Origin of the sequence: Ohtaekwangia kribbensis (assembly GCF_042676245.1) — a bacterium.
In the GTDB taxonomy this organism is placed as follows: domain Bacteria; phylum Bacteroidota; class Bacteroidia; order Cytophagales; family Cyclobacteriaceae; genus Ohtaekwangia; species Ohtaekwangia kribbensis.
This window is the reverse complement of the sequence record NZ_JBHTKA010000007.1, coordinates 741194-767185: the sequence shown is the minus strand read 5'-3', so window position 1 is coordinate 767185 and position 25992 is coordinate 741194. Positions and strand designations below refer to the sequence as shown.

The 25992-nt window shown below is 45.4% G+C and carries 23 protein-coding genes; 8 read left to right on the top strand and 15 right to left on the bottom strand.

Annotated features, from left to right (window positions below; genetic code table 11):
* The first annotated feature begins 254 nt into the window (after positions 1 to 254).
* Positions 255 to 2729 (top strand): transglycosylase domain-containing protein, encoded by a 2475-nt coding sequence (locus tag ACFQ21_RS18425; RefSeq protein ID WP_377580874.1) that lies wholly within the window; start codon positions 255 to 257, stop codon positions 2727 to 2729.
* A 258-nt stretch (positions 2730 to 2987) separates the two neighbouring features.
* On the opposite strand, the gene ACFQ21_RS18420 is transcribed toward ACFQ21_RS18425, so the two are convergent.
* Entirely contained in the window at positions 2988 to 3881 is an 894-nt protein-coding gene (locus tag ACFQ21_RS18420) for an EamA family transporter (RefSeq protein ID WP_377580871.1), read from the bottom strand.
* A gap of 154 nt (positions 3882 to 4035) precedes the next feature.
* Between ACFQ21_RS18420 and ACFQ21_RS18415 the strand changes: the two genes are divergently transcribed.
* The gene (locus ACFQ21_RS18415) at positions 4036 to 4677 is read left to right on the top strand and encodes a peptidylprolyl isomerase (RefSeq protein ID WP_377580868.1); all 642 of its coding nucleotides are present in this window, start codon (positions 4036 to 4038) and stop codon (positions 4675 to 4677) included.
* An 84-nt stretch (positions 4678 to 4761) separates the two neighbouring features.
* Positions 4762 to 5613, top strand: coding sequence for a transketolase (locus tag ACFQ21_RS18410; RefSeq protein WP_377580866.1), 852 nt, complete (start codon positions 4762 to 4764; stop codon positions 5611 to 5613).
* Positions 5614 to 5862: 249 nt separating this feature from the next.
* Here the strand turns inward: ACFQ21_RS18410 and ACFQ21_RS18405 are convergent, their stop codons facing one another.
* The 14 genes from ACFQ21_RS18405 to ACFQ21_RS18340 form a co-directional block, all read right to left on the bottom strand.
* Positions 5863 to 7278 carry an NADH-quinone oxidoreductase subunit N gene (locus ACFQ21_RS18405; protein ID WP_377580863.1) on the bottom strand — a complete coding sequence of 472 codons (1416 nt, stop codon included), beginning with the start codon at positions 7276 to 7278 and terminating at the stop codon, positions 5863 to 5865.
* Positions 7279 to 7282: 4 nt separating this feature from the next.
* A complete protein-coding gene (nuoM, locus tag ACFQ21_RS18400) occupies positions 7283 to 8845 on the bottom strand; it encodes an NADH-quinone oxidoreductase subunit M (protein ID WP_377580861.1) in 1563 nt (520 codons plus the stop codon).
* An 11-nt stretch (positions 8846 to 8856) separates the two neighbouring features.
* Positions 8857 to 10743, bottom strand: a complete 1887-nt coding sequence (gene nuoL, locus ACFQ21_RS18395; protein WP_377580858.1) for an NADH-quinone oxidoreductase subunit L — start codon at positions 10741 to 10743, stop codon at positions 8857 to 8859.
* Between the two features lie 21 nt (positions 10744 to 10764).
* Positions 10765 to 11073 carry an NADH-quinone oxidoreductase subunit NuoK gene (nuoK, locus tag ACFQ21_RS18390; RefSeq protein WP_377580856.1) on the bottom strand — a complete coding sequence of 103 codons (309 nt, stop codon included), beginning with the start codon at positions 11071 to 11073 and terminating at the stop codon, positions 10765 to 10767.
* Entirely contained in the window at positions 11070 to 11591 is a 522-nt protein-coding gene (nuoJ, locus tag ACFQ21_RS18385; protein WP_377580853.1) for an NADH-quinone oxidoreductase subunit J, read from the bottom strand. Before nuoJ ends, nuoK begins: the two co-directional genes overlap by 4 nt.
* Before the next feature lie 195 nt (positions 11592 to 11786).
* Positions 11787 to 12302 (bottom strand): NADH-quinone oxidoreductase subunit NuoI, encoded by a 516-nt coding sequence (gene nuoI / locus ACFQ21_RS18380; protein WP_377580850.1) that lies wholly within the window; start codon positions 12300 to 12302, stop codon positions 11787 to 11789.
* A 46-nt stretch (positions 12303 to 12348) separates the two neighbouring features.
* Positions 12349 to 13302, bottom strand: coding sequence for an NADH-quinone oxidoreductase subunit NuoH (gene nuoH, locus ACFQ21_RS18375; protein WP_377580847.1), 954 nt, complete (start codon positions 13300 to 13302; stop codon positions 12349 to 12351).
* 11 nt (positions 13303 to 13313) lie between these two features.
* Positions 13314 to 16052 (bottom strand): NADH-quinone oxidoreductase subunit NuoG, encoded by a 2739-nt coding sequence (gene nuoG / locus ACFQ21_RS18370; RefSeq protein ID WP_377580845.1) that lies wholly within the window; start codon positions 16050 to 16052, stop codon positions 13314 to 13316.
* Positions 16053 to 16126: 74 nt separating this feature from the next.
* Positions 16127 to 17449: an NADH-quinone oxidoreductase subunit NuoF gene (gene nuoF, locus ACFQ21_RS18365; RefSeq protein WP_377580843.1), complete on the bottom strand. Its 1323-nt coding sequence runs from the start codon at positions 17447 to 17449 to the stop codon at positions 16127 to 16129.
* A 50-nt stretch (positions 17450 to 17499) separates the two neighbouring features.
* Positions 17500 to 17991, bottom strand: a complete 492-nt coding sequence (nuoE, locus tag ACFQ21_RS18360; protein WP_377580841.1) for an NADH-quinone oxidoreductase subunit NuoE — start codon at positions 17989 to 17991, stop codon at positions 17500 to 17502.
* Between the two features lie 95 nt (positions 17992 to 18086).
* Positions 18087 to 19835: an NADH-quinone oxidoreductase subunit C/D gene (nuoC, locus tag ACFQ21_RS18355; RefSeq protein ID WP_377580838.1), complete on the bottom strand. Its 1749-nt coding sequence runs from the start codon at positions 19833 to 19835 to the stop codon at positions 18087 to 18089.
* 6 nt (positions 19836 to 19841) lie between these two features.
* A complete protein-coding gene (locus tag ACFQ21_RS18350; RefSeq protein ID WP_377580836.1) occupies positions 19842 to 20492 on the bottom strand; it encodes an NADH-quinone oxidoreductase subunit B in 651 nt (216 codons plus the stop codon).
* Positions 20489 to 20917: an NADH-quinone oxidoreductase subunit A gene (locus ACFQ21_RS18345; RefSeq protein ID WP_377580833.1), complete on the bottom strand. Its 429-nt coding sequence runs from the start codon at positions 20915 to 20917 to the stop codon at positions 20489 to 20491. Before ACFQ21_RS18345 ends, ACFQ21_RS18350 begins: the two co-directional genes overlap by 4 nt.
* A gap of 113 nt (positions 20918 to 21030) precedes the next feature.
* On the bottom strand, positions 21031 to 21471 hold the full coding sequence (locus tag ACFQ21_RS18340; RefSeq protein WP_377580831.1) for a CBS domain-containing protein: 441 nt from the start codon (positions 21469 to 21471) through the stop codon (positions 21031 to 21033).
* 318 nt (positions 21472 to 21789) lie between these two features.
* Here ACFQ21_RS18340 and ACFQ21_RS18335 point away from each other — a divergent pair, with 318 nt between their 5' ends.
* From ACFQ21_RS18335 to arsN2, 5 genes are all read left to right on the top strand, one after another.
* On the top strand, positions 21790 to 23193 hold the full coding sequence (locus ACFQ21_RS18335) for a vWA domain-containing protein (protein WP_377580828.1): 1404 nt from the start codon (positions 21790 to 21792) through the stop codon (positions 23191 to 23193).
* Positions 23194 to 23529: 336 nt separating this feature from the next.
* The gene (locus ACFQ21_RS18330; RefSeq protein WP_377580826.1) at positions 23530 to 24486 is read left to right on the top strand and encodes a transketolase family protein; all 957 of its coding nucleotides are present in this window, start codon (positions 23530 to 23532) and stop codon (positions 24484 to 24486) included.
* A gap of 91 nt (positions 24487 to 24577) precedes the next feature.
* Positions 24578 to 24961, top strand: coding sequence for a VOC family protein (locus ACFQ21_RS18325; protein WP_377580823.1), 384 nt, complete (start codon positions 24578 to 24580; stop codon positions 24959 to 24961).
* 87 nt (positions 24962 to 25048) lie between these two features.
* Complete coding sequence (locus tag ACFQ21_RS18320) at positions 25049 to 25408, top strand: ArsR/SmtB family transcription factor (RefSeq protein WP_377580821.1); 360 nt, start codon at positions 25049 to 25051, stop codon at positions 25406 to 25408.
* On the top strand, positions 25405 to 25842 hold the full coding sequence (arsN2, locus tag ACFQ21_RS18315) for an arsenic resistance N-acetyltransferase ArsN2 (RefSeq protein WP_377580818.1): 438 nt from the start codon (positions 25405 to 25407) through the stop codon (positions 25840 to 25842). Before ACFQ21_RS18320 ends, arsN2 begins: the two co-directional genes overlap by 4 nt.
* Positions 25843 to 25992: the final 150 nt, after the last annotated feature.

Below are 25992 nucleotides of genomic sequence, written 5' to 3'. Positions count from 1 at the left end.
AATCATCACCTTGCAAGACAGCGACAGACTGTTTTGTAACAAAATCCGACATGAAATTCTGGACTTCAATGTTTAATCTTATATTTGCGCAAAATAAAGCCTTCGAATCTATAGATTTGAAGGCTTTTAAGTTTAATAAACTCTCCTACCATAACATCAGGCGATAAATGAACCCAATGTATATCGCTTCCTGATTGTTATATAATGTGCTGGTAATTATCTTACCTCCTTCGTTTTTTGTTGACGTGAATAGTATGCAAGAATTTTTTAAAAATCTGGTTGGTAAACTTCGTGACTTCTACTCGCTCCTGCTGCAGAAAGCAGAGCCTGCTATTCAGTTCATCAAAACCCGATACGGTAAAATCCGTGAGTATTACCGAACACACCCGAAAGCCCGCAGATGGTCGATCTTCGGTTCTATTATTTTAGGTCCACCGCTCATTCTGATGATCTTTGTGTGGATTCAAATTCCGAGCAAACGCACGCTGCGAAAAATCCAAAACCAGGTTGCTTCCGAAATTTATAGTGCTGACAGTGTGCTGCTAGGCCGTTACTATATACAAGACCGCACTGAAATCAAATTCGAAGACATCTCTCCCGATGTAATTGATGCGCTCATCGCTACTGAAGATGTACGGTTCTACGAACACAGTGGTGTTGACTTCGAAAGTTTAGGACGTGTATTTATCAAGTCCATCCTGATGCAGGAAGAATCTGCTGGTGGAGGTAGTACCATTACACAACAGCTTGCCAAGAACCTGTATCCGCGAAAGCGATATTGGGTTTTCTCTATGCTCATCAACAAGTCTCGTGAGTTGGTAACGGCACAGCGACTCGAAGATCTATACTCTAAAAAAGATCTCATCACGCTATATCTCAACACCATTCCATTTGCTGACCAGACCTTTGGTATCGAAGCTGCTGCGAAACGTTTCTTCTCTTGTACAGCGAAGGATCTCACGGTTAATCAGGCCGCTGTATTGGTGGGGATGCTCAAGGCAACCAACTCCTATAACCCGCGTCTCTTTCCGGAGCGATCGCTTACACGCAGAAATGTAGTGCTCTCGCAAATGAACAAGTATAACTATATATCAAAAGAAGAACTAGATTCATTGAAGAAGGAAGCACTCGGGCTGAAGTATAACAGTATATCTCACCACCAGGGACTTGCCCCCTATTTCCGCGAGTATGTAAAAGCAGAACTCATGACGTGGTGTAAGAACAACTCCAAACCGGATGGTTCTCCATACAATATATATACCGATGGCTTGAAAATATATACCACAATAGATTCCCGACTGCAAGAATATGCTGAAAAAGCTGTTGCCCAGCACATGACAGACGTACAAAAACAATTCTTCGATCACTGGAGAAAAGAAAATCCATGGCAAAAAAATGAGGAAGTGATCCAAGATGCTATTCATCGTTGTGATCGCTACCAGCGCATGAAAGAACGCGGTATGTCGGAAGAAGAAATACTCAACGAGTTACAGAAACCTGTACCGATGCGCGTGTTCTCATGGGAAGGTGAAAAGGCGGTAAAGATGAGTCCGATCGATTCCATCAAACATCACATTCAATTTCTCAATGCCGGTCTCCTGGCTATGGATCCGAAGACAGGACAGATCAAAGCCTGGGTGGGTGGTATTGATCACGACTTCTTTCAATATGATCACGTAAAGGTTTCTACCAAGCGCCAGGTGGGTTCTACTTTCAAACCTATCGTATATGCGATGGCGATTGAGAAAGGATTTGAACCCTGTGATTTTATATCAGCCGAACGTAAAACCTATATTGATGAGGAAGGCGATAAGTGGACACCGCGCAATACACAAAACGATTACCAGGTAAAATATTCAATGCGTGGCGCACTCGCGTACTCAGTGAATACAGTATCAGTAAAACTGATTGAGATGGCTGGTGTTGACAGCACCATTGCATTATCCAGAAAGATGGGTGTGATCAGTGAGATGAAACATGTACCTTCCGTTGCATTGGGATCTTCTTCGGTGTCGCTTACGGAAATGACAACAGCCTATGCTTGTCTCGCGAACGAAGGTGTTACAGTTCTCCCCTATCATATCACGGCTATAAAAGATTTATACGGTAATGTATACGACAACTTCAAACCGAATACAAAAGGTATACGCGCTGTCTCAAAAGAAGCTGCATTGCTGGTAAGACAAATGTTACAGACCGTTGTACACGAAGGTACAGCATCGCGTCTACGCTGGAAGTATGGCGTGTTAAATGATGTCGCAGGCAAAACAGGAACAACACAAGCGAACGCTGACGGATGGTTCATGGCAATGACTCCAAATCTTGTTGTAGGAACATGGGCAGGTGCTGACGATCCGCGTATACATTTCAGAAGTACAGAACTTGGGCAGGGTTCAAGCACAGCGTTACCAATGTTTGGTTACTTTATGAGACAGGTAAACGATGATAAACGTTTCGAAAATATATCGAAAGCTACTTTTCCAAATTTACCCTATGATCTGCAACGCAGACTAAGCTGTGATCTGTATGAACTTGATGATGCATTGCTTGCCGAGTTGAAGATCATGGTATCCAAACAGGACTCCATACGACAAGCCGATACGCTTTCTACATTGAAAGAATCGTTTATGGAAAAACTCTATAAACGCAAGGTGAGAAAGTTACAGGCAAGTCAGCCGAACGATAGCACCTCGAACGATTTGCAGAACCTGGAGAATCTGGGGGGATAGTTGGTGGCTGGCTTCAGGACAGAAGCGTTATTCGTTAATCGCCAATGGTTAACAGTTATCCGTTTCAATGTATAACTCCGCTGCTAAAGGATACACGTCCTGGTATAGTACGAAAAAAAAGCACAGCATATTACAAAGTATATATCTTGTAATATGCTGTGCTCCTTTTTTTTGATCAACGTATAGCTTTTCCCAGCCATTAACAGATAACGATTAACGAATAATGCTCTGTCCTGAGGCCCGTAGCTAGCCCCCTCATTAACGATTCCCCATCACAAACCGCATCGCAGGGTAGTTGAAGATGACGAGGGCAACTACAATGAGAAAGTATCCTGTCAGTTGAATGGCGTTTACGGTTTCTCCGAATACGATAAAGGCAACAGAGAAATTTATCAGGGGGTTTACATACATCAGTATACCGATGGTGGCTGAGTTGATCCGGTTCAATGCAAATAAATTCAGGAACAAAGGCAGCACCGTGAAGAGTATAGCTATACCGGTAATTAATCCATAAAACATAAATGATGTCGGTATCGCATGGATGAGCTGATTATAGAATAGATTCAGAATGATAAATGAGAATAGCACTTGTATGCCCAGTACAATAATGCGATCGAAACCCTGGTTCTTGCGTTGGGAAATCAGATATAGTGCGTATGTAGCGGCTGTCAGGAAGCTATAGCCTAATTCAAGCGCAGAGTTTAATCCCATTACCACACAACTCAGCGTACACAACGCAACGGCTATCCACTGCAGACTCGACATCTTCTCTTGTATCAATACATATCCCAGCACAGCTGTTATTACCGGGCAGATCAGGTATGAGAATGACGCGGTCTTAATGTTAATGTGGTTCACTATATAAATAAACGTTAGCCAGTTCACCGTGAGTAACACACCGCCAACCAGCGTAAGCAGAATAACATTGCGTTTCTTTTCAGCAGTAAACGAACGAAAGAATGTGAGGTCTTTACGTATATCTTTACGCTTGAATCCGAATATAATCACAAGCAATATTAACGTTGAGAACAATATCCGGAAATACAGTATCTCACCAGCCGAGTAATCCTTCAACGCCCGTAACGGAATTGAGAAGAATCCCCAGATGATAAATGCACTGATGGCCGCCAAGTAATGCTTCCTGTTATCCATAAGGGGCGAAGATAGAGATTAAAGTAAACGCTAAAAAAGCTTTATCGTTGTACATTATTGCAAACGTTTTTACATTTAAAAAATCATAATTAAAAACTTACTCGCTGCCTATATGGTTCGGTATTCGATACTATTATTAACCACTCTCCTGCTCGTGTCTTGCACGCAGAAGAAAGAATCAGTCGTTATAACACCCGACAACATTCGTGAAGTGTTGACTCTATACGGTAAAGAGAATCCAGAGAACGAAGTGATCATTGAGACGAAGATGGGCACAATCAAGCTTCGTTTGTTTGAAGATACTCCGCTACATCGCGCTAACTTTGTCAAGCTTATCAAAGAAGGATATTATGATGACTCCGATTTTTATCGCATCGGTTATGAGTTTATGATTCAAGGTGGTGATCTTAAAAAGAAACTGAATTACCGTATACCTTCCGAGTTCAACCCGAAGTACTATCATAAAAAAGGTGCGCTCTCGATGGCGCGGGTTGATGAAAATAATCCAAACCTTGAATCATCTGCTGCTGAGTTTTTCATCGTGCATGGTACGCGCTATGCCGATGAAGACATCGATATAGAGGCACGTAACCTGGGTATACAGGTAACGCCTGAACAACGTGAAGCCTATCGAACGGTAGGTGGCTATATGACGCTGGACGGGCGCTATACGGTGTTTGGTGAAGTTACCGAAGGTCTTGACATTGTTGACAAGATCGCCAGCGAGAAAGTTTTCAACACCGATCAGCCTTTACGTAAAATTCCGTTTACAATTCGCGTGGTAGAATCAAAGTAAACGAGCTGGTCCACGAAATCACACGGCATTTTTCTTTTACAGTATAAAAAATTACAGCATCTTCGCGACACAATTTTTACCTTCATGAGCCAAGCAACAGACATCGCATCCCTTAAAAAGATAAGTTCACAGATCCGCAGAGATATTGTGCGCATGGTACATAGCTGCCAGTCGGGCCACCCGGGCGGTTCATTAGGCTGCACCGATTTTTTCGTTGCGCTGTATTTCAAATTAATGAAGCATGATCCAAAGTTCAACATGAACGCTGCCGGTGAGGATCTTTTCTTCTTATCCAATGGTCACATTTCTCCGGTGTTCTACGCTGCTTTGGCAAGGTCCGGATACTTTGATGTTAAGGAACTCGCTACATTCCGTAAGCTCGATTCACGTTTACAAGGCCACCCTGCTACACATGAGCATCTGCCGGGTATCCGCATTGCTTCAGGTTCACTTGGACAAGGACTTTCTGTTGCTTCCGGTGCTGCGCAAGCCAAGAAGCTGAACAAAGATGATCGCTTTGTATATGTGTTGATGGGCGATGGCGAATTACAGGAAGGGCAAGTATGGGAAGCTGCTATGTATGCAGGCCATAATAAAGTTGATAACCTGATTGCTACAGTTGACTATAACGGTCAGCAGATCGATGGTCCCGTAGATAAAATATTATCATTACTCAACCTCCGTGCGAAGTGGGAATCTTTCGGATGGATTGTACAGGAGTTCAATGGTAACGTAATGGAAGAAGTTGTTGCCGGTTTGGAAAACGCACAAAAGCTTGCCAAACAAGGTAAACCTGTAATGAACCTGATGAAGACCGAAATGGGCTTTGGTGTTGATTACATGGTGGGCTCACACAAGTGGCACGGAGTTGCTCCGAACGATGATGAGCTCGCGAAAGCCCTGGCTCAACTCGAAGAAACACTGGGCGATTATTAATCGATATCCCCATAGCTTATAAAAAATGCCGGACAAACTGCCCGGCATTTTTTTATGCTACATCGTTGATCGTTATCAGAAATAGGCTAAACGCTATTGTCAATATAGATGCAGCTAAATATAACTTTGTGATCTCTTTGTGTCTCCTCCGCGCCCTCTGTGCAATTGGATTTTTACGAGTACGCTATATCAACTCAGCTATAGCTACGAATCTCATCAATGTATTACCCCTTAATAACGGATAACGACTCACCGGACAACGTCTCTAATAAGAGTCATCATCCCTTCCGGATTTACACCAATCCAAAAAAGAGACAATACCAGTATCGCCATGGTAACGCTGCTGACTATATATACCAGCGGATGTAACTCCTGCGAGGTGCGCGCTGCCTGCTTCTGATCGAACATGATGGCGATCAGTTTGATATAGTAATATAGTCCGATGACGCTGTTGATGACGAGTATAATTACCAACAACCATCGATGTGTTTGAATACCTGCTGCCAGTACATAAAACTTACCGACAAAGCCTGCCGTAAGTGGTATACCAGCCAGTGATAGCAGCATGGCGCTAAATACAATCGCGGTCAGGGGGCGCTTCCAGAGAAGGCCGCGGTAATCTTCGAGTAACTCGGCATCGCGTTCTTTATCAGAAAGTGTAGCCAGTATACCGAAGGCGCCTAACGTTGTAATAAAATATGCTACGAGGTAAAAGATCACAGCTTCCATGCCAAGCTTCTCTCCGGCCAGAAATGCCACGAGTAAATATCCGAGGTGCGCTATAGATGAATACGCGAGTAGTCGCTTCACATTGTTCTGCCGAAGCGCGAGTATATTTCCGATGAACATCGATGCTATAGCCAGTATGGTAAACACCAGCATAAATGTAGTATACTGATAACCGTTCAATGTATTGAAGAAACGTACCAGCAATGCTACCATCCCACCCTTTGAGACAGTGGCGATGAAGGCCGTTACCGGAGCAGGCGAACCTTCGTATACATCCGGGGTCCACATATGAAATGGTACTATGCCGAGTTTAAACCCAACACCAACGATCATCATACCGAAACCGGCAACAACAATCGTGGGCATCTCGTGGGCTTGTGTGATCCATGCAGCAATTCCGGCAAACTCCATGGATCCGGTAGCCGCATATACCAGCGCCATACCAAATAACAGAAAGGCAGAGGAGAATGCTGCGAGTATAAGATACTTTATACCGGCTTCATCGGAACGCTCGCGCTTGCGCAGATACGCAATCAACGCATAGAGAGAAACACTGAGTATTTCCAGACCGAGGAAAAGCGATGCAAAGTGTTTACTGATCACGAGTATAGCAGCACCCAGCGCTGCCAGTATAATCAATATATAATATTCTTCCTTTCGTTCTTCACGTTGTTCGAAATAGGCATACGATATCAATACAACAACCAGCGTTGTGAGCAGGATCAGCCCTATATTAAAAACACCAAAGCCGTCTATAATCAACAGCGGTTCTACCGGCTGAAGGTGTTTGATGCTATAGCTTGTCAGGAAAAAGAAATCAACCAGCAGGGATACTACCGTGATCACAAAAATTACTTTGTGATTCCGTTTTATCGAGATCGAAAAAAAGATCAGGATTGCGGCACTGGATAGTATCCACAGCGGGATAAGACTCATAATATCATTCATGTTCATGGCTTCCTCCTTTCTCTAAAGTAAATGCCGATGTATACTTTACGTGATTTGTTTGTGCCTCTTGATGGATAGCCGTGTGGTTCTTCGCATGCATACTATTGGCAACGGTAGGCCTGGCGGCATTGATCACCTGCTGCGGGAATAATCCGAGCCAGATGATCACCACACACAGCGGTACCAGTATAAATTTTTCACGAAGCGACAGGTCGGTCATGCTGTGTCCTTCTATATTCTTCCCTAAAAATACTTTCTGCATAATGCGAAGTGAGTAAGCAGTCGCGAACACCAGCCCGGCCGTTGCAATGATTGTGAATAACTTGTTCGCCTGCCAGGCACCGATCAGCGTCATGAATTCAGCAACAAAATTTCCGAGTCCGGGTAAACCCAGCGAAGCCATAACAAATATCATAGCCACAGTGCCCATGAACGGAACCTTCTTCCACATTCCCCCCATGCGAAGTATATCACGGGTATGGATGCGTTCGTAAAGTACACCGGCTATAACGAACAACGCACCCGTACTAATTCCGTGGGTGATCATTTGCATTACCACACCTTGCATGGCCAGCTCATTGAAGGCAAATACACCGAGCATAATAAAGCCCATGTGACTAACACTGGTATAGGCCACGAGTCGTTTAAAATCTGTTTGTGAGTATGCCTGCATGGCGCCATAAAGTATACCGACAACGCCCAGTAACATAGCAACGGGTGCTATACTGGCCGATGCCTCCGGAAATATAGGCAGCACAAAACGTATCAAACCATACGCACCTGTTTTGAGTAGTAAACCCGCCAGCAACAAACTTCCGGCTGTTGGTGCTTCCGTATGAGCATCGGGCAACCACGTGTGCAAAGGCACAACGGGTAATTTAACAATGAAGGCGATCAGGAATCCGAACATTAACCACCGCCCTGTCTCAGGCGATAGCGTTGTACCCAGTATCGAGAAGTAATCAAAGCTATAGATCCCGGTTTGTTCGCCATGAATGAAATATAGGGCAAGTATGGAAAGCAACATCAGCAATCCGCTCGCCTGAGTAAAGATGAAAAATTTATAGGCCGCGTATTGTTTATTCTCATGTCCCCAGATGCCGATGAGAAAGTACATCGGGATCAACATCACTTCCCAGAAGAAATAGAATAGGAACAGATCCATGGTTAAGAATACACCTGTGATGCCGGCCACCACCCACAACAGATTGAAATGAAAAAATCCTACGCGATATTGAATTTCTTTCCATGAGACAAGCACAGCGAGTATACCAAGGAAGAATGTTAAGGCAAGCATTAACAGGCTTAAACCATCCATCGCCAAATGAAATGCGATACCAAAACTTGGTATCCAGGGTATATATAGATCGCGAAGCCACGAATCTGTCTGTGTCATCGATAGACCTTCATCAATCCATACTGAGACGATGATAGCAAATGCAATGGTAACGGTAATCAATGCCAGCCAGCGACACGCTGCGTGACTTACTCTTGCGAGGAAACCAGAAGCTATACCACCGGCCATGAGTAATAGTATTAATAACGCGAGCAGCATACGCAGAGCTTTTAGGGTTGAACAAACAGACTAATGGTTAAAATCAGGATTGCTCCTACCACGATACTCATAACATACCAGCGCAGTACACCATTCTGAGTTTTGACAAAGGCGCTGTTGAAGTACTCGGTGATCTGCACCAGCCCGGTATAAAATTGATCGATCACATCATTCTTATTGATGCGCGACAGGAATACAAAAGGTCGTACAAATACAAAGTTATAGAGTGCATCGAAGTCCCAGCCACGAAACCAGAACTGGTGCAACTCAAACGTTGAACTTTTAATCTCGTTGGAGAGCTGTGGTTGTTTCACATAGAGTATATACGTGAGGTATACACCGCCAAGTGCCAGTACAGCCGTTACAAGTTGAATAGTCCATTCGGTGGTTTCAATCCCTTCTTTCAACGTAACTGCCGGTAACAACGGTGACAGGTAATCCGAAAACAATGTAAAGTGTCCTAATGTATGCGGAAGTTCAATGAAACCACCCGCGAACGACAGCGCTGCCAGTACCATCAACGGTACGGTTATGCGCATTCCTGGTACGTGACTGATCTTAGTTTTGGCCTCCCCGAAAAACGTAATGAACACCATACGGAATGTATAGACTGCAGTCACTACCGCACCCGTTAAAGCTGCCAGAAAAAACCAGAGATTACCTTCCTCTCCGGCCCACGCCAGCCACAGGATCTGATCTTTACTATAGAAACCTGCTGTTACAAAAGGCAATGCCGCCAGCGATGCCGCACCGATGAGGAATGTCCAATAGATAACCGGTAATTTATTTTTGAGTCCGCCCATGCGGAACATATCATGTTCATGATGCAACGCCATAATGATTGCTCCTGCTGCAAGAAATAACAGGGCTTTGAAGAAAGCATGTATCATAAAATGAAATATAGCGGCAGACCACGCTCCTACGCCCATCGCCAGAAACATATAGCCGATCTGACTGATGGTAGAGTATGCCAACACACGTTTAAGATCAAACTGCGTTAACGCACTGAAGCCGGCAATCAACAACGTGATCGCACCAATTATACCAACCCACAGTTGTGCCAGCGGTGCAAGTTCATATACGATATGCATGCGTGTGATCAAATATACTCCCGCTGTTACCATCGTAGCGGCATGAATGAGTGCACTGACCGGAGAAGGACCGGCCATGGCATCGGGTAACCATGTCTGCAACGGGAGTTGTGCAGATTTACCTACCGCTCCACCTAACAGTGAAAATCCTATCACAACAGCCATCGATGCTCCGGTTGTCCATAGCAGTGGCGCCTGTGTAAGTATATCCTGTATATTCAATGTATGAAAGACGGTGAACAGCAGGAACAAACCAACAGCCATGGCTGTATCGCCTACACGTGTAATGATAAAAGCTTTACGTGCTGCATAACCATTCTTTTCTTCGGTATACCAGAAGCCGATCAATAAATAACTACAGAGCCCTACACCTTCCCAACCTAAGTATAGTAGCACGAGATTATCGGCCAGTACCAGGATAAGCATAGAGCATACAAACAAATTCAGGTACGCGAAGAATCGTGAGAAGCCTTCGTCCTCCTGCATGAACTCGATGGAGTATATATGAATGAGAAAACCTACGAAAGTGATCACGAATATAAACACCATGGAGAGTGAATCGAGGTAGAACGAAAAAGTTGTAGAAAGGTCTCCTGCCTGAAACCAGTTCCACGCAACATGCAGGTAAGCTTCTTTTCCGGATGCAAGAAAATCATAGCCAACCAGTATTGTAAGTATAGCAGCAAGTCCTATACTGCCCGCGCCAATACATGCCGCGATACGCCATGATAGTCGCGAACCGGTTAATATCAGGATCAGTGCGCCCAGGAAAGGCAAGGTTGGTATAAGCCAAAGCAATTTGATCATTACACGATGTTTAGAATATATTTATCCGTTCATCTTATCGGCAGCATCACTGTCCAGCGTCTTCAACTGGTGGTATATCTGCAGGATTAAGGCGAGTCCTACAGAAACCTCGGCTGCGGCCATGGTGAGTATAAAGATGAACATCACTTGTCCGTCAGCCTGCGCCCAGCGCGAACCTGCTACGATAAAAGCAAGACCTGCAGCATTCAGCATGATCTCTACCGAGATCAGCATGAATATAATGTTGCGCCTGATCAGCACGCTGATCAACCCAAGAGTAAATAACACTCCTGCCAGCAACAACCCCATATCAATTGGCAATGCATTCATTCTTCTGTCTTTTCAAGGAAACGATGAATCACTTTTCTACGCTGTCTGCCCAAATGATAGGCACCCACTATACCGGCCATCAACAACAAACCGCATAACTCCACACCGATAATGTATGGACCATACAACGACATGCCTACTGCCTTTGAATCCACCACAGCATTATTCAACAACACCCGCTCGGACGTTACCAGTATATATACCAGCTCGCCCAGCAACACCAATGCTAATATTCCGGGACCAATCCATATATTCTTGCTAAACCACTTTCGCTCCTGCTCAACCGATTCTTCTTTCATGTTGAGCATCATAATTACGAAGATGATGAGCACCACAATGGCACCGGCATATATAATTACTTCGAGAGCCGCGACAAACGGAGCTCCCAGCATAAAGAAAATTACTGCTACCGCCAGGAAGGAAACCACCAAGTATAGCAATGCATGGATCATATTATAGCGCGTAATCACCATGACAGTGGCGAGTATAGCGATGATGGATGCGATGTAGAAGGCCATAGTTCGTTATCCGTTATTGGTTTGGCTGCCGGCTTCTGGCTGGCTTCAGGACAAACAGCCGGTTAATAGTGAAATGCATCAAAAACTTTGTGATCCTTTGCGTCTTCTTCGTGTTCTCTGTGCAATTGGATCTAAAGATCGCTTCCGGTTGCAGGCTCCTGGCCTCAGGACAAAACACCTAGAAGCTAGTAGCTTCTACGGCAGCAAGCTGTGTACGTCCACCGGCTCAAGCTCGTTATCGCCTTCTCCCTTCGACTTGCCCTTGATCGCCAGTCCTGCTACTCTATAGTAATTATAGCCAGGATATTTACCCTGACTGTTAATGAGCAGATCTTCTTTCTCGTATACTAAGTTCTGCCGAACGTATTCGCCCATTTCAAAATCCGGTATAAGTTGTATGGCGTATGTAGGACATGCTTCTTCGCAGTAACCGCAGAATATACACCGCGAGAAGTTTATCCGGAAGAATGCCGGGTATCTGCGGCCATGTTCATCTTCTGTCGCCTGAAGCGATATACAGTCTACCGGACAAGCCGCTGCGCAGAGATAACATCCTACGCAGCGCTCCTCCATGTCCGGATCGCGTGTTAATACGATACGCCCTCGCCAGCGTGCCGGTAACTGCGGCTTCTCTTCCGGGTATTGAATGGTGGCACGTTTGTGAAACATGTGCAAAAACGTGAGCCACATGGTACGGATAATGCTGAACATGGCGTTTTATTTTTAGTGAACTATACTTACCAAACTATATATACTTTCATAGCGGATTCTCGTTCCACAATATAATTCCGGCTGTTATCATCACATTGAGTAACGACAACGGCAACAATATTTTCCAACCGAATTCCATCAGCTGGTCGTACCGCGGACGTGGCAATGAAGCACGCAACAGGATGAACAACGCAATAAACGCGAACATCTTCAAGACAAACCACACGATGGGTGGCAGAAACGCTGGGCCGAGCCAGCCACCGAAGAACAAACATGTAACCATGCACGAAATGAGCATGATGCCTATATACTCTCCTACGAAGAACATTCCGAATTTCATTCCGGAATATTCGGAGTGAAACCCGGCAATCAATTCACTCTCGGCTTCGGGTATATCAAAAGGCAAACGATGTGTTTCCGCTATACCGGCTATTAAGAAAATTACAAATCCTAAAAACTGCGGCACCACAAACCACATGTTGCGTTGTGCTTCGACTATATCGTGCAGACTAAATGAACCGGTAATCAACACTACGCCCATCAGCGAAAGTCCCATGAACACTTCGTAAGAGATCATCTGCGCTGCACCGCGCATCGCTCCCAGTAATGAGTATTTATTATTGGAAGCCCAGCCACCGAGAATTATACTATATGCGCCCATGGATGACATGGCGAGGAAGAAGAGCAATCCTATATTCAGATCAACCACTATAAATCCCGGTGAGAACGGAACAATGACAAAACTCATCAGCACTGTGATCACAACTATAGCAGGCGCCAGCACAAATACTTTCTTATCTGCGAAGGGTGGTATCCAGTCTTCCTTGAAAAAAAGTTTCAATGTGTCAGCGAGTACAACCAATACCCCTAACGGACCCGCGCGATTAGGACCGTAACGATCCTGCCACACTGCAAGCAATCTTCGCTCAAGCCAGATCAACCCCGGTGCTATGAGCAACAAACCTCCCAAGACGCAAATGACGATTATTACTGGTGACATTTTTCTCGTGTTTAAGTGTTTAGGTGTTTAGGTGTGTAGGTTGGGGTTAAGGTGTGTAAGTATTTAGGGGAGCGTGTGGTGGCCCATTCGGGGAGTTCGGTGTAGGGTATTTCGGGAAGACCGTACGGTACAGCAGCTACTCCGTTGGGAAGGGCGTTGCTTACTTTTACGGGTAAACTATATTCGTAGCGACCTATATAAAAAGTAAGCATGTAATTTTCGAGAAGGCTCAAAGCAACGGCATCGTCCATGCTGAGTAATATATAGGGCTTCGGTATACGTTGTGCTACTGAAGGAGATCGTGCACTCAGCTCATCTGAACCGAAAATGTGATGCATCGGCATAATGAGCAAATGATCTTCCAACGGTTTGAACGCTTCCGGTATACCTTCAAAGTATTTTATTGTTTTATCGGCAACGGGTTCGAGTAATCGTATGCCGGGATCGCCACCTTTCAGTTCACCCCCTATCTCCTGCTGATATTTATTTACGGATTGTACCGAGTTCCAACCCGGAGACCAGAAGAATGGAATCATCGATGATGGCGGCATGCCACGATACCCTTCCATGGTATAGGACAATGGTGAATCCGCATCTTCCGGTGGTTTAGGTTCGCTTACATTGATATTGGCGTGCATTGAAGTGCGACCGCTATAGCGATGTGGCTCACGTGGTATACGCTGGCCGGCAACTCTGAACTGCGATGGCGGTGTTACAGCATCTATACGCTTCAATAAAGGCTCATCGGTTGCTATAGCGTGAGTGATTTCTTCAAAGTTTTTCCAATGGCTTAGTCGTGCATGATTGGCGGCAGCTCCTATATCCAGTAACCATCGCCAGCTTTCACAAACCATATCCTTGGATTCATATACCTGGAAGAACCGCTGTGCGCGCCCTTCGTTGTTCACCACTATGCCATCCGATTCTGCAAATGTACCGGCCGGTATAACTACATCGGCCTGTTGCGTAGTGGCATGAACAGAATGATCGAGTACAATTATATTCCGGCAGGCTTTCAGGAATGCTTCTACATCTGATTTTCTTCCATGACGGTATAGATCGTTCTCCAGTACAATTACCGTATCAGCATGTCCGTTCACAACTGCGTTGAATGCTGCATGCAGCCGGTGTCCTCCCATCATGGCGAGTCCGATGGAGTTACATTCGAGCATGGTATATACCAGGCCTGTGTTACTGTTTTCTTTATTCAAAGCATAGGCCACGTTGGCGGCAGCTTTCATCACGGCATCACTTTCGCAACCTGCTCCTGAAATGATTACCGGCTTTTTGGCAGCACGCAACGCCTGGGCTATCTGTCCGGCAAGGACCACCATATTTTCTGAGAGATCCGTAACGGCCGGAGACGTATTGTCCAATGCATGTGCTACGGCAAAACCAAGTCGCGCTATACATTCCGGGGTTGCCCGATACGTGGCAGTGGCCAGTTCATCCAGTTTAGTTGTAGTTAAAGTCGCGATGAACAAGGGGCCTTTTTTATCCTGTACAATACCTTTCACGGCAGCATCATTCCACAAGGGTATATTTGCTTTCTCAGCAAGTGCTGCCGGTTGTTGTTGTACAGATTGACGAACGGCCAGTGCCAGTATAGGAGCTGTATTGGTTATGTCTTCACCGAGTATAAAAACAGCATCGGCTTCTTCGACTTCTTTAGTAGACGGTGTACGCACAGGACCTTCACGCAAAATCTTAACGGCGAGTTCGGCCAGATCATGTTCTGTATCGGATACACCGTGGTAAAAATTATGCTCGCCTACCAATGCTTTCAAAACAAAATTGGATTGAAGTGACGCACGCGGAGAACCTATACCAATCACGCCTGGTTTATTGAGCAATCCGGATAAGGTTGAAAGCAAGGTCCCACGATCGGTCTCGCGTTGTTGTATATGTGGATTACGAATACGATCGGCAGCATTGACAAATTCATATCCATACCGGCCGCGATCGCAGAGAAAATATCCGTTTACATCACCGTTATACCGGTTGGCAATCATGCGCAGCGAACCGTATCGTTCACCGGCAATGGTATTACAGCCAATGCTGCAATGCTGGCAAACAGAAGGTGCCATGGTAAGATCCCACTTGCGCGTATAATGTTGCTTGAGTGTCTTATCGGTAAACACTCCCGTAGGACATACTTCGGCCAGGTTACCACTGAACTCATTTTCCAGCACACCATCTTCTGCCCGGCCAAAGTATACATTGTTCTTTGACGCAAATACATCCAGATCTTTACCACCTGCATAGTCTTTATAAAAGCGCACACAACGGTAGCACTGGATGCAACGGTTCATTTCATGATTGAGAAAGGGACCTAAATACTGATTGGTATAGGTGCGTTTTTTATAGCGGAAGTTACGATAGTTATGTCCGGTCATTACCGTCATGTCTTGCAAATGACAGGAACCGCCTTCATCGCATACTGCGCAATCGTGCGGGTGGTTAGTCATCAGCCATTCGATTACATGTCCTCGAAACTCTTTGGCTTCATGATCTTCAACGGATATACGCTGGTTGTTTACAACGGGCTCCATACACGACATGACAAGTCTGCCTTTCTGGTCGTTTTCATCTTTATATACCTTCACGGCGCATTGCCTGCAAGCTCCTACAGAACCCATAGCCGGATGCCAGCAGAAGTATGGTACATCCAGCCCGAGCGAGAGGCAGGTCTCCAGCAGATTTTTACCGGCAGGAACTTCATACGGTTTGTTGTCGATGAAAAGCACCATGATTAACGTGTTTACGTTTTTATGTGTTTAGGTGTGTAGGTTGGTGGGTGTGTGAGCATATATACTATGATGTTCTAGAATTTAGAGATGTCGGTTATGAGACGATTGCGTTTTACGGGTAGAGGGTCCGTTGTGTGGGGCAGTTCTTCGGCTATATATTGTTCAAAATCCTTTCGGAAATATCGGAGTGCGCTTTGCAGGGGTTCCATCGCTCCGGGTGCTAACGCACAAAATGTATTGCCGGGACCTAAATATTTAGTGTGGAAGTCGAGCAAGTTGAGATCATGTCCTTCACCTTTACCAGCTTCGAGAGATGTGAGTATCTTTTCAATCCAGGGTATACCTTCACGACACGGTGTACAAAAGCCGCAGGACTCCTGTGCAAAGAAGTGCATCAGGTTTCGCACAAATCCTACCACAGAAGTTTTATCATCGAGCACAATCATGGTGCCTGTACCCAAACGACTTCCTGCCGCTGCAATGGACACATAATCCATCTTAACATCCAGGTGTTGCTCTACTAAAAAATCAGTGGATGCACCACCGGGTAATGCACCTCTGAATTTCAATCCGTCCTGCATACCACCGGCATGTTCTTCCAGCAGCTCTCGCATGGTTATGCCCATTGGTAATTCCCATAGCCCGGGAGTTCTTACTTTACCACTTACACCAAACAGTTTTGTGCCGGCATCGTTCGTAAGACTCAACTTCTGAAACCAGTCTGCACCTTTATTCACAATATGAGGTATACAGCTTAGTGTCTCTACATTATTTACAATCGTAGGTTTACCAAACAAACCACTTACTTGTGGAAATGGAGGTTTCGCGCGCGGTGTAGCACGTTTACCTTCGAGTGAATTGAGTAACGCAGTTTCTTCTCCACATATATAGCGGCCTACACCGGTATGCAAATGCATCTCCAGATTAAAGCCTGATCCCAGTATATTATGTCCTAAATACCCGGCATCGTAAGCTTCCTGTATCGCGAAGCGTATATTATTAGCAGCTTCCTTATAGGCCCAGCGTAAAAAGACGAAAGATATATTAGCCTGTATGCCATACGCAGATACGATCATTCCCTCAATCAACTGATGCGGAGCACTCTCAAGCAACAGACGATCTTTAAATGTGCCGGGCTCCATCTCATCCGCATTAACGATGAGATACTTTGTATCAATAGAACTGTCCATCGGAACAAAACTCCATTTTAGTCCGGTGAGAAACCCTGCTCCTCCTCTACCACGCAGGTTCGAATCTTTCACAACGGACTGGATATCTTTCGGAGCCATATCTTTCAATGCCTTCCGCACAGACTGGTATCCGCCAACCTGTTCGTATTCCTTCAGCGTAAGCGGCCGGAGATCCTTGCGTATATGTTCGGTGAGCGGGCGTTCCATTGTCGTTATCCGTTAATCTCTATATGGTACAGTTTTTCTTACTTACACTTCTAAGAATATTTATCCAGTATATCTCCCAGCATAGCCGGAGTTACATCGCGGTATAGATCGTTGTCGATCATAAGTGCAGGTGCGTGGTCGCAGGTGCCGAGGCATGGATTCGGTAAAAGTGTAAAGCGATTGTCTCCAGTTGTCTGTCCGTATTGTATACCCAGGCGTTCCATTACCGCTGCACGAATATTTTCATAGCCCATTACCCAGCATGATATACTATCGCACAAGAGTATAACATGTCGACCCACGGGTTTACGATGAATCATATTATAAAATGTAGCCACCGAGTCCAACTCCTCTGCCGACATCTGCAGGTAATCAGCCACTTCGCGCAAACTCTCATCCGAGATCCACCGTCTATGCTCCTGCACCACCTTCAACGCCTCAATGCAAGCAGCCTTTTTGTAGGGAACGATCCTGATGGCTTCGTCTATTTCGTGAGTTTCTTCAAGGGAAAGCATAGCTTTTCTTTGTGTTGAAGTGTTCATGTGTTGAGGTGTTCATGTTGGTGGAGCTTCGCGTTAGTATATATATGATGTTCCTTAAACATCAACACACCAACACGTCAACACTTCAACACAACTTATCGATCAATATCAGCAAGCACGTAATCCATCGCTCCCAGAATGCTGAGCATGTCGGCTACGGTGTAGCCTTTGCTTATGTAGGGTAGCATTTGCATGTGGGGGAAGGATGGGGTGCGGACTCTTACACGATACGGTGATGTGTTGCCATCGCTGATCGCGTAATAACTGTTGGCTCCTTTGGTTGCTTCAATGCAACTCATGGCTTCACCGGCAGGAATTACAGGTCCCCAGCTTACACCGAGGAAGTGCGTGATGAGTGTCTCAATGTCCTGCATCGTATGTTTTTTCACCGGAGGTGTGGTGAGTGGATGATCAGCTTTATAATTACCCTCCGGCATATACTTCCAGCATTGTTCTATAATGCGCAGACTTTGTCTCATTTCTTCCACACGCACTACAGCGCGGTCGTAGCAATCACCGTTGTGTGCGATGGGTATATCAAAATCAAACTTGTCGTAACCAGAGTATGGTTGTTTTTTGCGGAAGTCCCAATCATAACCGCAGGCACGTAACCCCGGACCGGTAACACCCCACTCGATTGCTTCGGCTTTGGTAAATATACCTATACCGACTGTGCGTGCCTTAAAGATACTGTTCTTCATCACCATGGCATCGTACTCTTTCAGTCGTTTGGGAAAATAGTCGATGAAATCTTTAACGAGCTTGTCCCACCCGCGTGGTAGATCCTGGGCAACACCGCCTATACGGAACCAGTTCGGGTGCATGCGTCCTCCACAAACTGCGGCTACTATATCAAATATCTTTTCCCGATCATTGAACATATAGAACACCGGTGAGAGTTGTCCTATATCCTGCGCAAAGGTTCCGTACCACACCAGGTGACTGGCTATACGAAAGAACTCGCACATCATTACGCGAATCACATTGGCGCGCTCGGGTAATTCTATACCCGCCAGTTTTTCTACTGCGAGTAAATAGGCAAGGTTGTTATTGACGCCTCCGAGATAATCCACGCGATCGGTATAGGGTATATACGTATGCCAGGATTGTCGCTCGGCCATCTTCTCAGCACCACGGTGGTGGAAACCTATATCCGGTACAGCATCTACGATATCTTCACCATCGAGCTGGAGTATAATGCGCAAAACACCATGTGTGCCGGGATGCTGCGGACCGATGTTGAGAAACATAAAATCAGAATCATCACTGGATGTCTGAAGTCCCCATTCTTCCGGGCGGAATTGCAGTGCACTTTGTTCACGATCCTGTTTTTCATCAAACAAACGGAACGGTCCCATTTCTGTAGCACGTGCAGGATGTTCTTTCCGTAACGGATTACCTTGCCACGACTCAGGCATCAATAACCTTTTCAGGTGCGGATGTCCTTCGAAACGAATGCCGAACATATCAAACACTTCCCGTTCATACCAGTTGGCATTCGCCCAGAGATTGGTTATACTCGGCACGGTTGGGAATTCTCCTTTCAATGCTACTTTAAGACGAATAAAGCTATTGCGATCGAAGGAAAACAAATGGTAGAGTATGGTAAAATTATCAGAGGGGTAGCCGTACTCACGATTCCGGCTTCGTTCGTCAATGGCTGACAAATCGAAAAGTAATATATAGGGGCGGTCTATCTCATTCTTTAAATACCACAACACTTCTTTTATTTTCTCCAGCGGAAGCCACAGGGTAACTATATCATCTTTGGCACGTTGCGAAGTAAAGGTTTCGTTGCCAAACCTTTGCTTTAATTTTTCTGTTGGATCAAGTGTCGCTTCCATATATACCTATATTTCATCGGGCGTGCGGAATGTTACCATCTCCCTGCGCAATTCCCGTTTGGTTTCTTTCAATGAAATTTTCTCAGGCCGTATTACGCCCTGGTCGCCAATTACCCAACTCAGCGGACGCAGTTCCTTGCCTACGCTTTGAGACAACAACACCAGTCCTTCCATAAAAGCATCCGGGCGTGGCGGACATCCCGGTACATATACATCTACGGGCATGAATTTATCTACACCCTGCACCACACTATATATATCATACATGCCCCCGGAGTTGGCGCAGGAGCCCATGGAAATTACCCAGCGTGGCTCCATCATTTGTTCATATAGTCTTTTAATGATAGGAGCCATTTTTATAAATACAGTGCCGGCAATGATCATTACATCAGCTTCGCGCGGTGTACCGCGAATTACTTCGGCACCAAAACGTGCTACGTCATATTTAGGCGTCATACTGGTTGCCATTTCAACGAAGCAACACGACAGGCCAAAGTGAAACGGCCACATGGAATTTCTTCGTCCCCACGCCAGCAGACTCTGCACACTGGTAAGCATTACACTTTGTTGCATCGCTTCTTCCATGGAGCTTGTACTCTGCACACCGTTTACATGTGCTTTACCATTACCGTTGGGATGTGAGAGCCACCAGTTCATGTTGTTTGTTTGGTTATGCGTTTATAGGCTTTGAGTATTTTTTTACCATCCGGACCAAAATCCAGCGCACCGGCACGCCATTCATAGATCAACACAACAACCAACAGTATCAGAAATACCGTTACACCGGCATAGCCATACCAGCCGAGCTCGCGAAAAGCTATAGCCCATGCGAAAATGAATACTGTCTCCACGTCAAAAATGACGAAGAGCATGGCTACGAGGTAAAACTGTGAAGAGAAACGAATGCGTGCAGAGCCTGTGCTGAGTATACCACCTTCGTATGGATCACCGGTGGCGCGGTCGTTATGACGTTGTCCTAACACGTACGAGAGCCCGAGCATGGCACCGACCAGACTCAGTACGATTATTCCGTACAGGAATAAAGGCCAAAGCGGAACACTATATTCTGTTGGCGTATCCAACGTAGTGGCTTTAGAGAACCTATATACCGAATACTTTTTCTCCGTGCGGGTATCGTTGCAGAGAGAAGTGCAAAAGAAAACGCGAGCTGTTTGTAGCCCGCGTCACGTCAATCTTACTGATGATGACCTGTGATATAAAATTCCAGGTCTTCGATGATGCCACGTTGTTCTTCGATGATATAGCGAACAACGTCACCAATCGAAATCATTCCTACCAACTCCCCATCATCTACAACCGGTAAATGGCGGATGAAACGGTTGGTCATAGTCTTCATACAATCTTCAATGCTGTTATCCGGAGAAACCGTTACAGGATTTTCCGTCATGATCTCACCGATCAATGTATCTTTTGAAGATTTACCTTTCAGGATAAGCCTGCGTGCATAATCACGTTCGGTAAATATACCGAGCAGGTGTCCCTGGTCATCGGTGATGAGAAGTCCACCGATATTCTTTAAGGACATTAACTCGATAGCCTTGTATACAGTTACAGTGGGTGCAACGGAAAAGACAACATTTCCCTTGCCCTGAAGGATGTTTCTAACTTTTCCCATACGAGTGTCTGCTTGATTGAAGTAATTGAAGATAACACTTTTCACCAGACTAATGCAAGCGTTTGAAACTATAAATTAGAGCGCTTTCAAGTAAAAAATTAAAAAAGGGTGAATGCGTTTAAAATAACGGCATTTTATTTCTCAGGAATAAATATTGCGATGCAACGCTTGTTGTAACGAGAACTGCCGGTATACTCTTTTAATATACTCTTTAATTATACAGCACGCGTGCGGCTGATATATACCTTGCCGTTACCGAAATTCAATGTTGCTTCTTTTACAATCTTCACTAACCTTGCAACGTTTTACGTTTTATACATGAGCATGGCTTTTAAGAACATCGTGATTATCCGTAACATTTTTGTACTCTTCTGTATACTTATTACCACGGCCTCCATTGCGCAGCGCAAACTTCAACAGAAGGTGCCGGAGAAGACGCGTATACTTTTTCTGTTCGATGGTTCGGGCAGTATGCTGGAACCCTGGGGCCGACCGAATCAAAACAAGATCAACATCGCTAAATCTATACTCACGCAAATTGTAGATTCGCTTCAGCAGAACAATAATCTTGAACTCGCGCTCCGTATTTACGGACACCGCTCTCCGCGTGAAGCCAACAACTGTAAAGACACCTGGCTGGAGGTTCCGTTCAAACCGAAGAATCACAAACTTATCATCGACAAGATCAACGAGATCAAACCGAAGGGCGTAACACCTATAACGTACTCGCTGGAGCAAGCCGCGAAAGACTTCCCTCCCAACGCGGGTTATCGAAATATAGTGATCCTGATTACCGATGGTATAGAATCATGCGGTGGCGATCTCTGTGCTACTTCGCGTGAGTTGCAGAAGAAAGGTGTATTCCTCCGCCCCTATATTATAGGCTTGGGACTTCGCGCGGAGAAGACGCTGGATTGTGCCGGTAAATATATAAGTGCTGAAACACCGCAGGAGTTTCATGAAGAGTTAAACAAAGCCATTCAATCTACCTTCTCAAAAACAACGGTAAGTATAGAGTTACTGGATGCGCGCAATCAACCTACCGAAACAAATGTCAACGTAAGTTTTATGAATTCCCTTACGGGGATGTCGATGTATGACTTTGTTCACTATCGTGATGTGCAGGGTAATCCGGATTCGGTACAGGTTGACCCGGTAATTGACTATGACCTGGTTGTTAACACTACACCTCCGGTAACAAAACGTAACGTTACCATTGAGATCGGTAAGCACAATGTAATTCGTATACCGGTGCCGCAGGGAAATATAGCTATACAGCAGGAAGGCAGAAAAGACAACAGCCTCGAAGCGATTGTTCGCGAAAAAGACAAGACTGAAGTAATCAATGTTCAGCGCAGCAATGAAACGTTCCGTTACCTTACCGGTAAATATGAAGTAGAAACCCTCACGCTGCCGCGGAGAAAATTTACCGTTGATGTCCAATTCAACAAGACACAGAATATTTACCTGCCCTCGCCCGGCATTGTAAACTTCAACACTATATCTACCGGCTATGGCAGTCTATATGAAGTAGCGGCCGATGGAACGCAGCAATGGGTTTGCAACCTCAATAACCAGAAAGCTAATTTTACCTTAACGTTGTTGCCCGGCCGGTATAAAATAGTTTTCCGCGTACGTAATTCTGCGGGCAGTAAATTTACCGGCTTCAAAAATTTTGAGCTGGCCTCCGGTGAAACCAAGATGATCAATGTATTCAACTAAAGATCTGCGAGAATAAGCCAGGGCAGCAACGCCAGCAGCAAGGCAATGATAAACCAGATGATGAGTTTACGATTGGATTTCTTTTCGGCTGACGATGAGGCAGATTGGTGGTGCATAAGCGGTGGTTAACTTGGCTGTCTTTACGAGGCTTATCGAACGAATGTTCTGAAGGATGTGGGTGATTAACAAATCATTAACAGTTTATGCCATTCTGTGATGGAAGAACGGAAATTATTTACGACTTTCGCAGCGCCCGTGCCCGAGGGGTATTAAATGTAGGAAGCGTTGATATAGTGGCACGCGTTAAGTATTGTAATTCGCACTCGTAATTTTAATATGACCAAATTTACCTTTACTGAAAAGAAAGATACACGCTCAGGTTTTGGCGTGGGCTTGCATGAGCTTGGCAAAAGCAACTCAAATGTAGTAGCATTGTGCGCTGACCTAACGGGATCGCTCAAGATGGATGCTTTCAAGAAAGATTTTCCGGAACGCTTCTACCAGGTTGGTATAGCAGAAGCAAACATGATCGGCCTTGCTGCCGGTATGACTATCGGAGGGAAAATTCCTTTTACCGGTACATTCGCTAACTTTTCAACAGGTCGTGTATACGATCAGATCCGCCAGTCGGTAGCGTACTCTGACAAGAATGTAAAGATATGCGCATCACACGCGGGTTTAACCCTGGGTGAAGACGGTGCAACGCACCAGATACTGGAAGATATAGGGATGATGAAGATGCTTCCGGGCATGACTGTTATTGTTCCCTGCGACTATAATCAAACCAAAGCGGCTACTATTGCCTTGGGCGATCATCACGGCCCGGCATACCTGCGCTTTGGCCGTCCGAGCTGGCCAATTTTTATGGCGGCTGACAGACCTTTCAAAATTGGTAAAGCTGATAAACTTATCGATGGTAAAGATGTAACCATCTTTGCGTGTGGCCACATGGTATGGCAGGCTGTTGAAGCTGAAGCTGCACTGGCGGAAAAAGGTATCAGCGTTGAGCTGATCAACATTCACACCATCAAGCCGCTGGACGTTGAAGCTATATTAGCATCGGTTGAAAAAACAGGATGTGTTGTTACCTGCGAAGAGCACCAGATCAACGGTGGGCTAGGCGACAGTGTGGCACAAGTGCTGAGCCGCTTCCGTCCTACTCCTATTGAAATGGTAGCGGTGAATGATTCATTCGGAGAAAGCGGTACACCAACGCAGCTCCTCAAGAAATACGGACTCGGCCCTGAGAACATCGTAGCCGCAGTTGAAAAAGTACTGAAGCGCAAAAAATAAAAACAACTCCATAGAAAATGCCCCGCCAACCCGCGGGGTATTTTTTTTCACGGGCACTTTCACGTACTTGTTACTCTAAATTACTTCCACGATGGAAATGCTGGATAATGCTGTCAATTGGTTTGAGATACCGGTAGCAGATTTTGAACGCGCCAAAAAATTCTATTCCACCATTTACGACTATACCATGCCTGAAGCTATGGTTGGTAAAACACGCATGGGCTTTCTGCTCTACGAGCAAAAGGAACAGCGTGTAGGCGGAGCGATATGTTATGGCGAAGGATATATACCCACCAAGCAAGGTGCGCGCATTTACCTCAACGGTGGTTCTGACCTTGCCATAGTCCTGAACCGCGTAGAGAGAGCCGGAGGCAAAGTAATTTTACCCAAGACGCTGATCGCGGAAGAGCACGGATACTTTGCTTTATTTAACGATACCGAAGGTAACTTTCTCGCACTTCACTCGCGCCAGTAGTAACAACACGATGTGTCAATTTCAATTATAAAAAGTATAAGTATATATGTAGTCAACAGGAATCACTCGAGTAACATTTAACACGCTATGGGAGCCTCCAAGATCGATAACTTTACACCCGCACAGATTCACCTGGCGATGTATGCAAAAGCATTAGGACATCCGGCACGCATTGCTATTGTTCAGTACCTGGCGCAGCATCAGGGGAGCTTGTGTGGCGAGATCGTCAATGCTATACCTCTCTCACAATCTACAATCTCGCAGCATCTTAAAGAACTTCGAAATGCAGGCCTCATCAAGGGAGATGTTGATGGCCCGAGTGTACATTATTCCATTGATGAAAAAATCTGGAGCCGCGCGAAGCGGGCGCTTGGTTATCTTTTTGAAAATTGCGATCCTGCCAATACATTGAATCGATTTCCTGAACCCAAAAGTATGAACGTATGACACTGACCTATAAACCAATTACCGATATAGAAGGCTTCGAAAAATTTCGCACGCTGCTGAAAGCTTCCGGTTTACCTGCTGATGACCTCAACTTTCAACGCGATCTGCTGGTGGGATACTACGAAGCCGATCAACTTGTAGGCACCGGTGCACTTGAAGTATATGGCGACTATGCCTTACTGCGTTCCCTCTCGGTTAAACTGGGTATACGCGGAAAATCGGTAGGCACTACAATTACCGATTACCTGATTGACGAAGCACGCGGCCGTAAGCTCAAAGGCATTTACCTCCTCACTGAAAAAGCGCGCGGCTTCTTTCTGAAGAAAGGCTTTCTCGATACTACGCGCGATGCAGTGCCTCAGGAACTTCACGCATCTTCTGAATTCTCGCATGTATGTCCTGCCTCGGCAGTAGTCATGCACCTTCCATTATAATTAAAGAGCAATCGTAAAGCTGAAAGTAAATATGTCTGATAGCATAGTGCTTTCAGCTTTATACAACCGCAGAAAGGAACGAGCATCCGTTAGGATAATAAAAAACACACATCCTAAATCATAATTCGTAAATGATAGACTACATTTGCG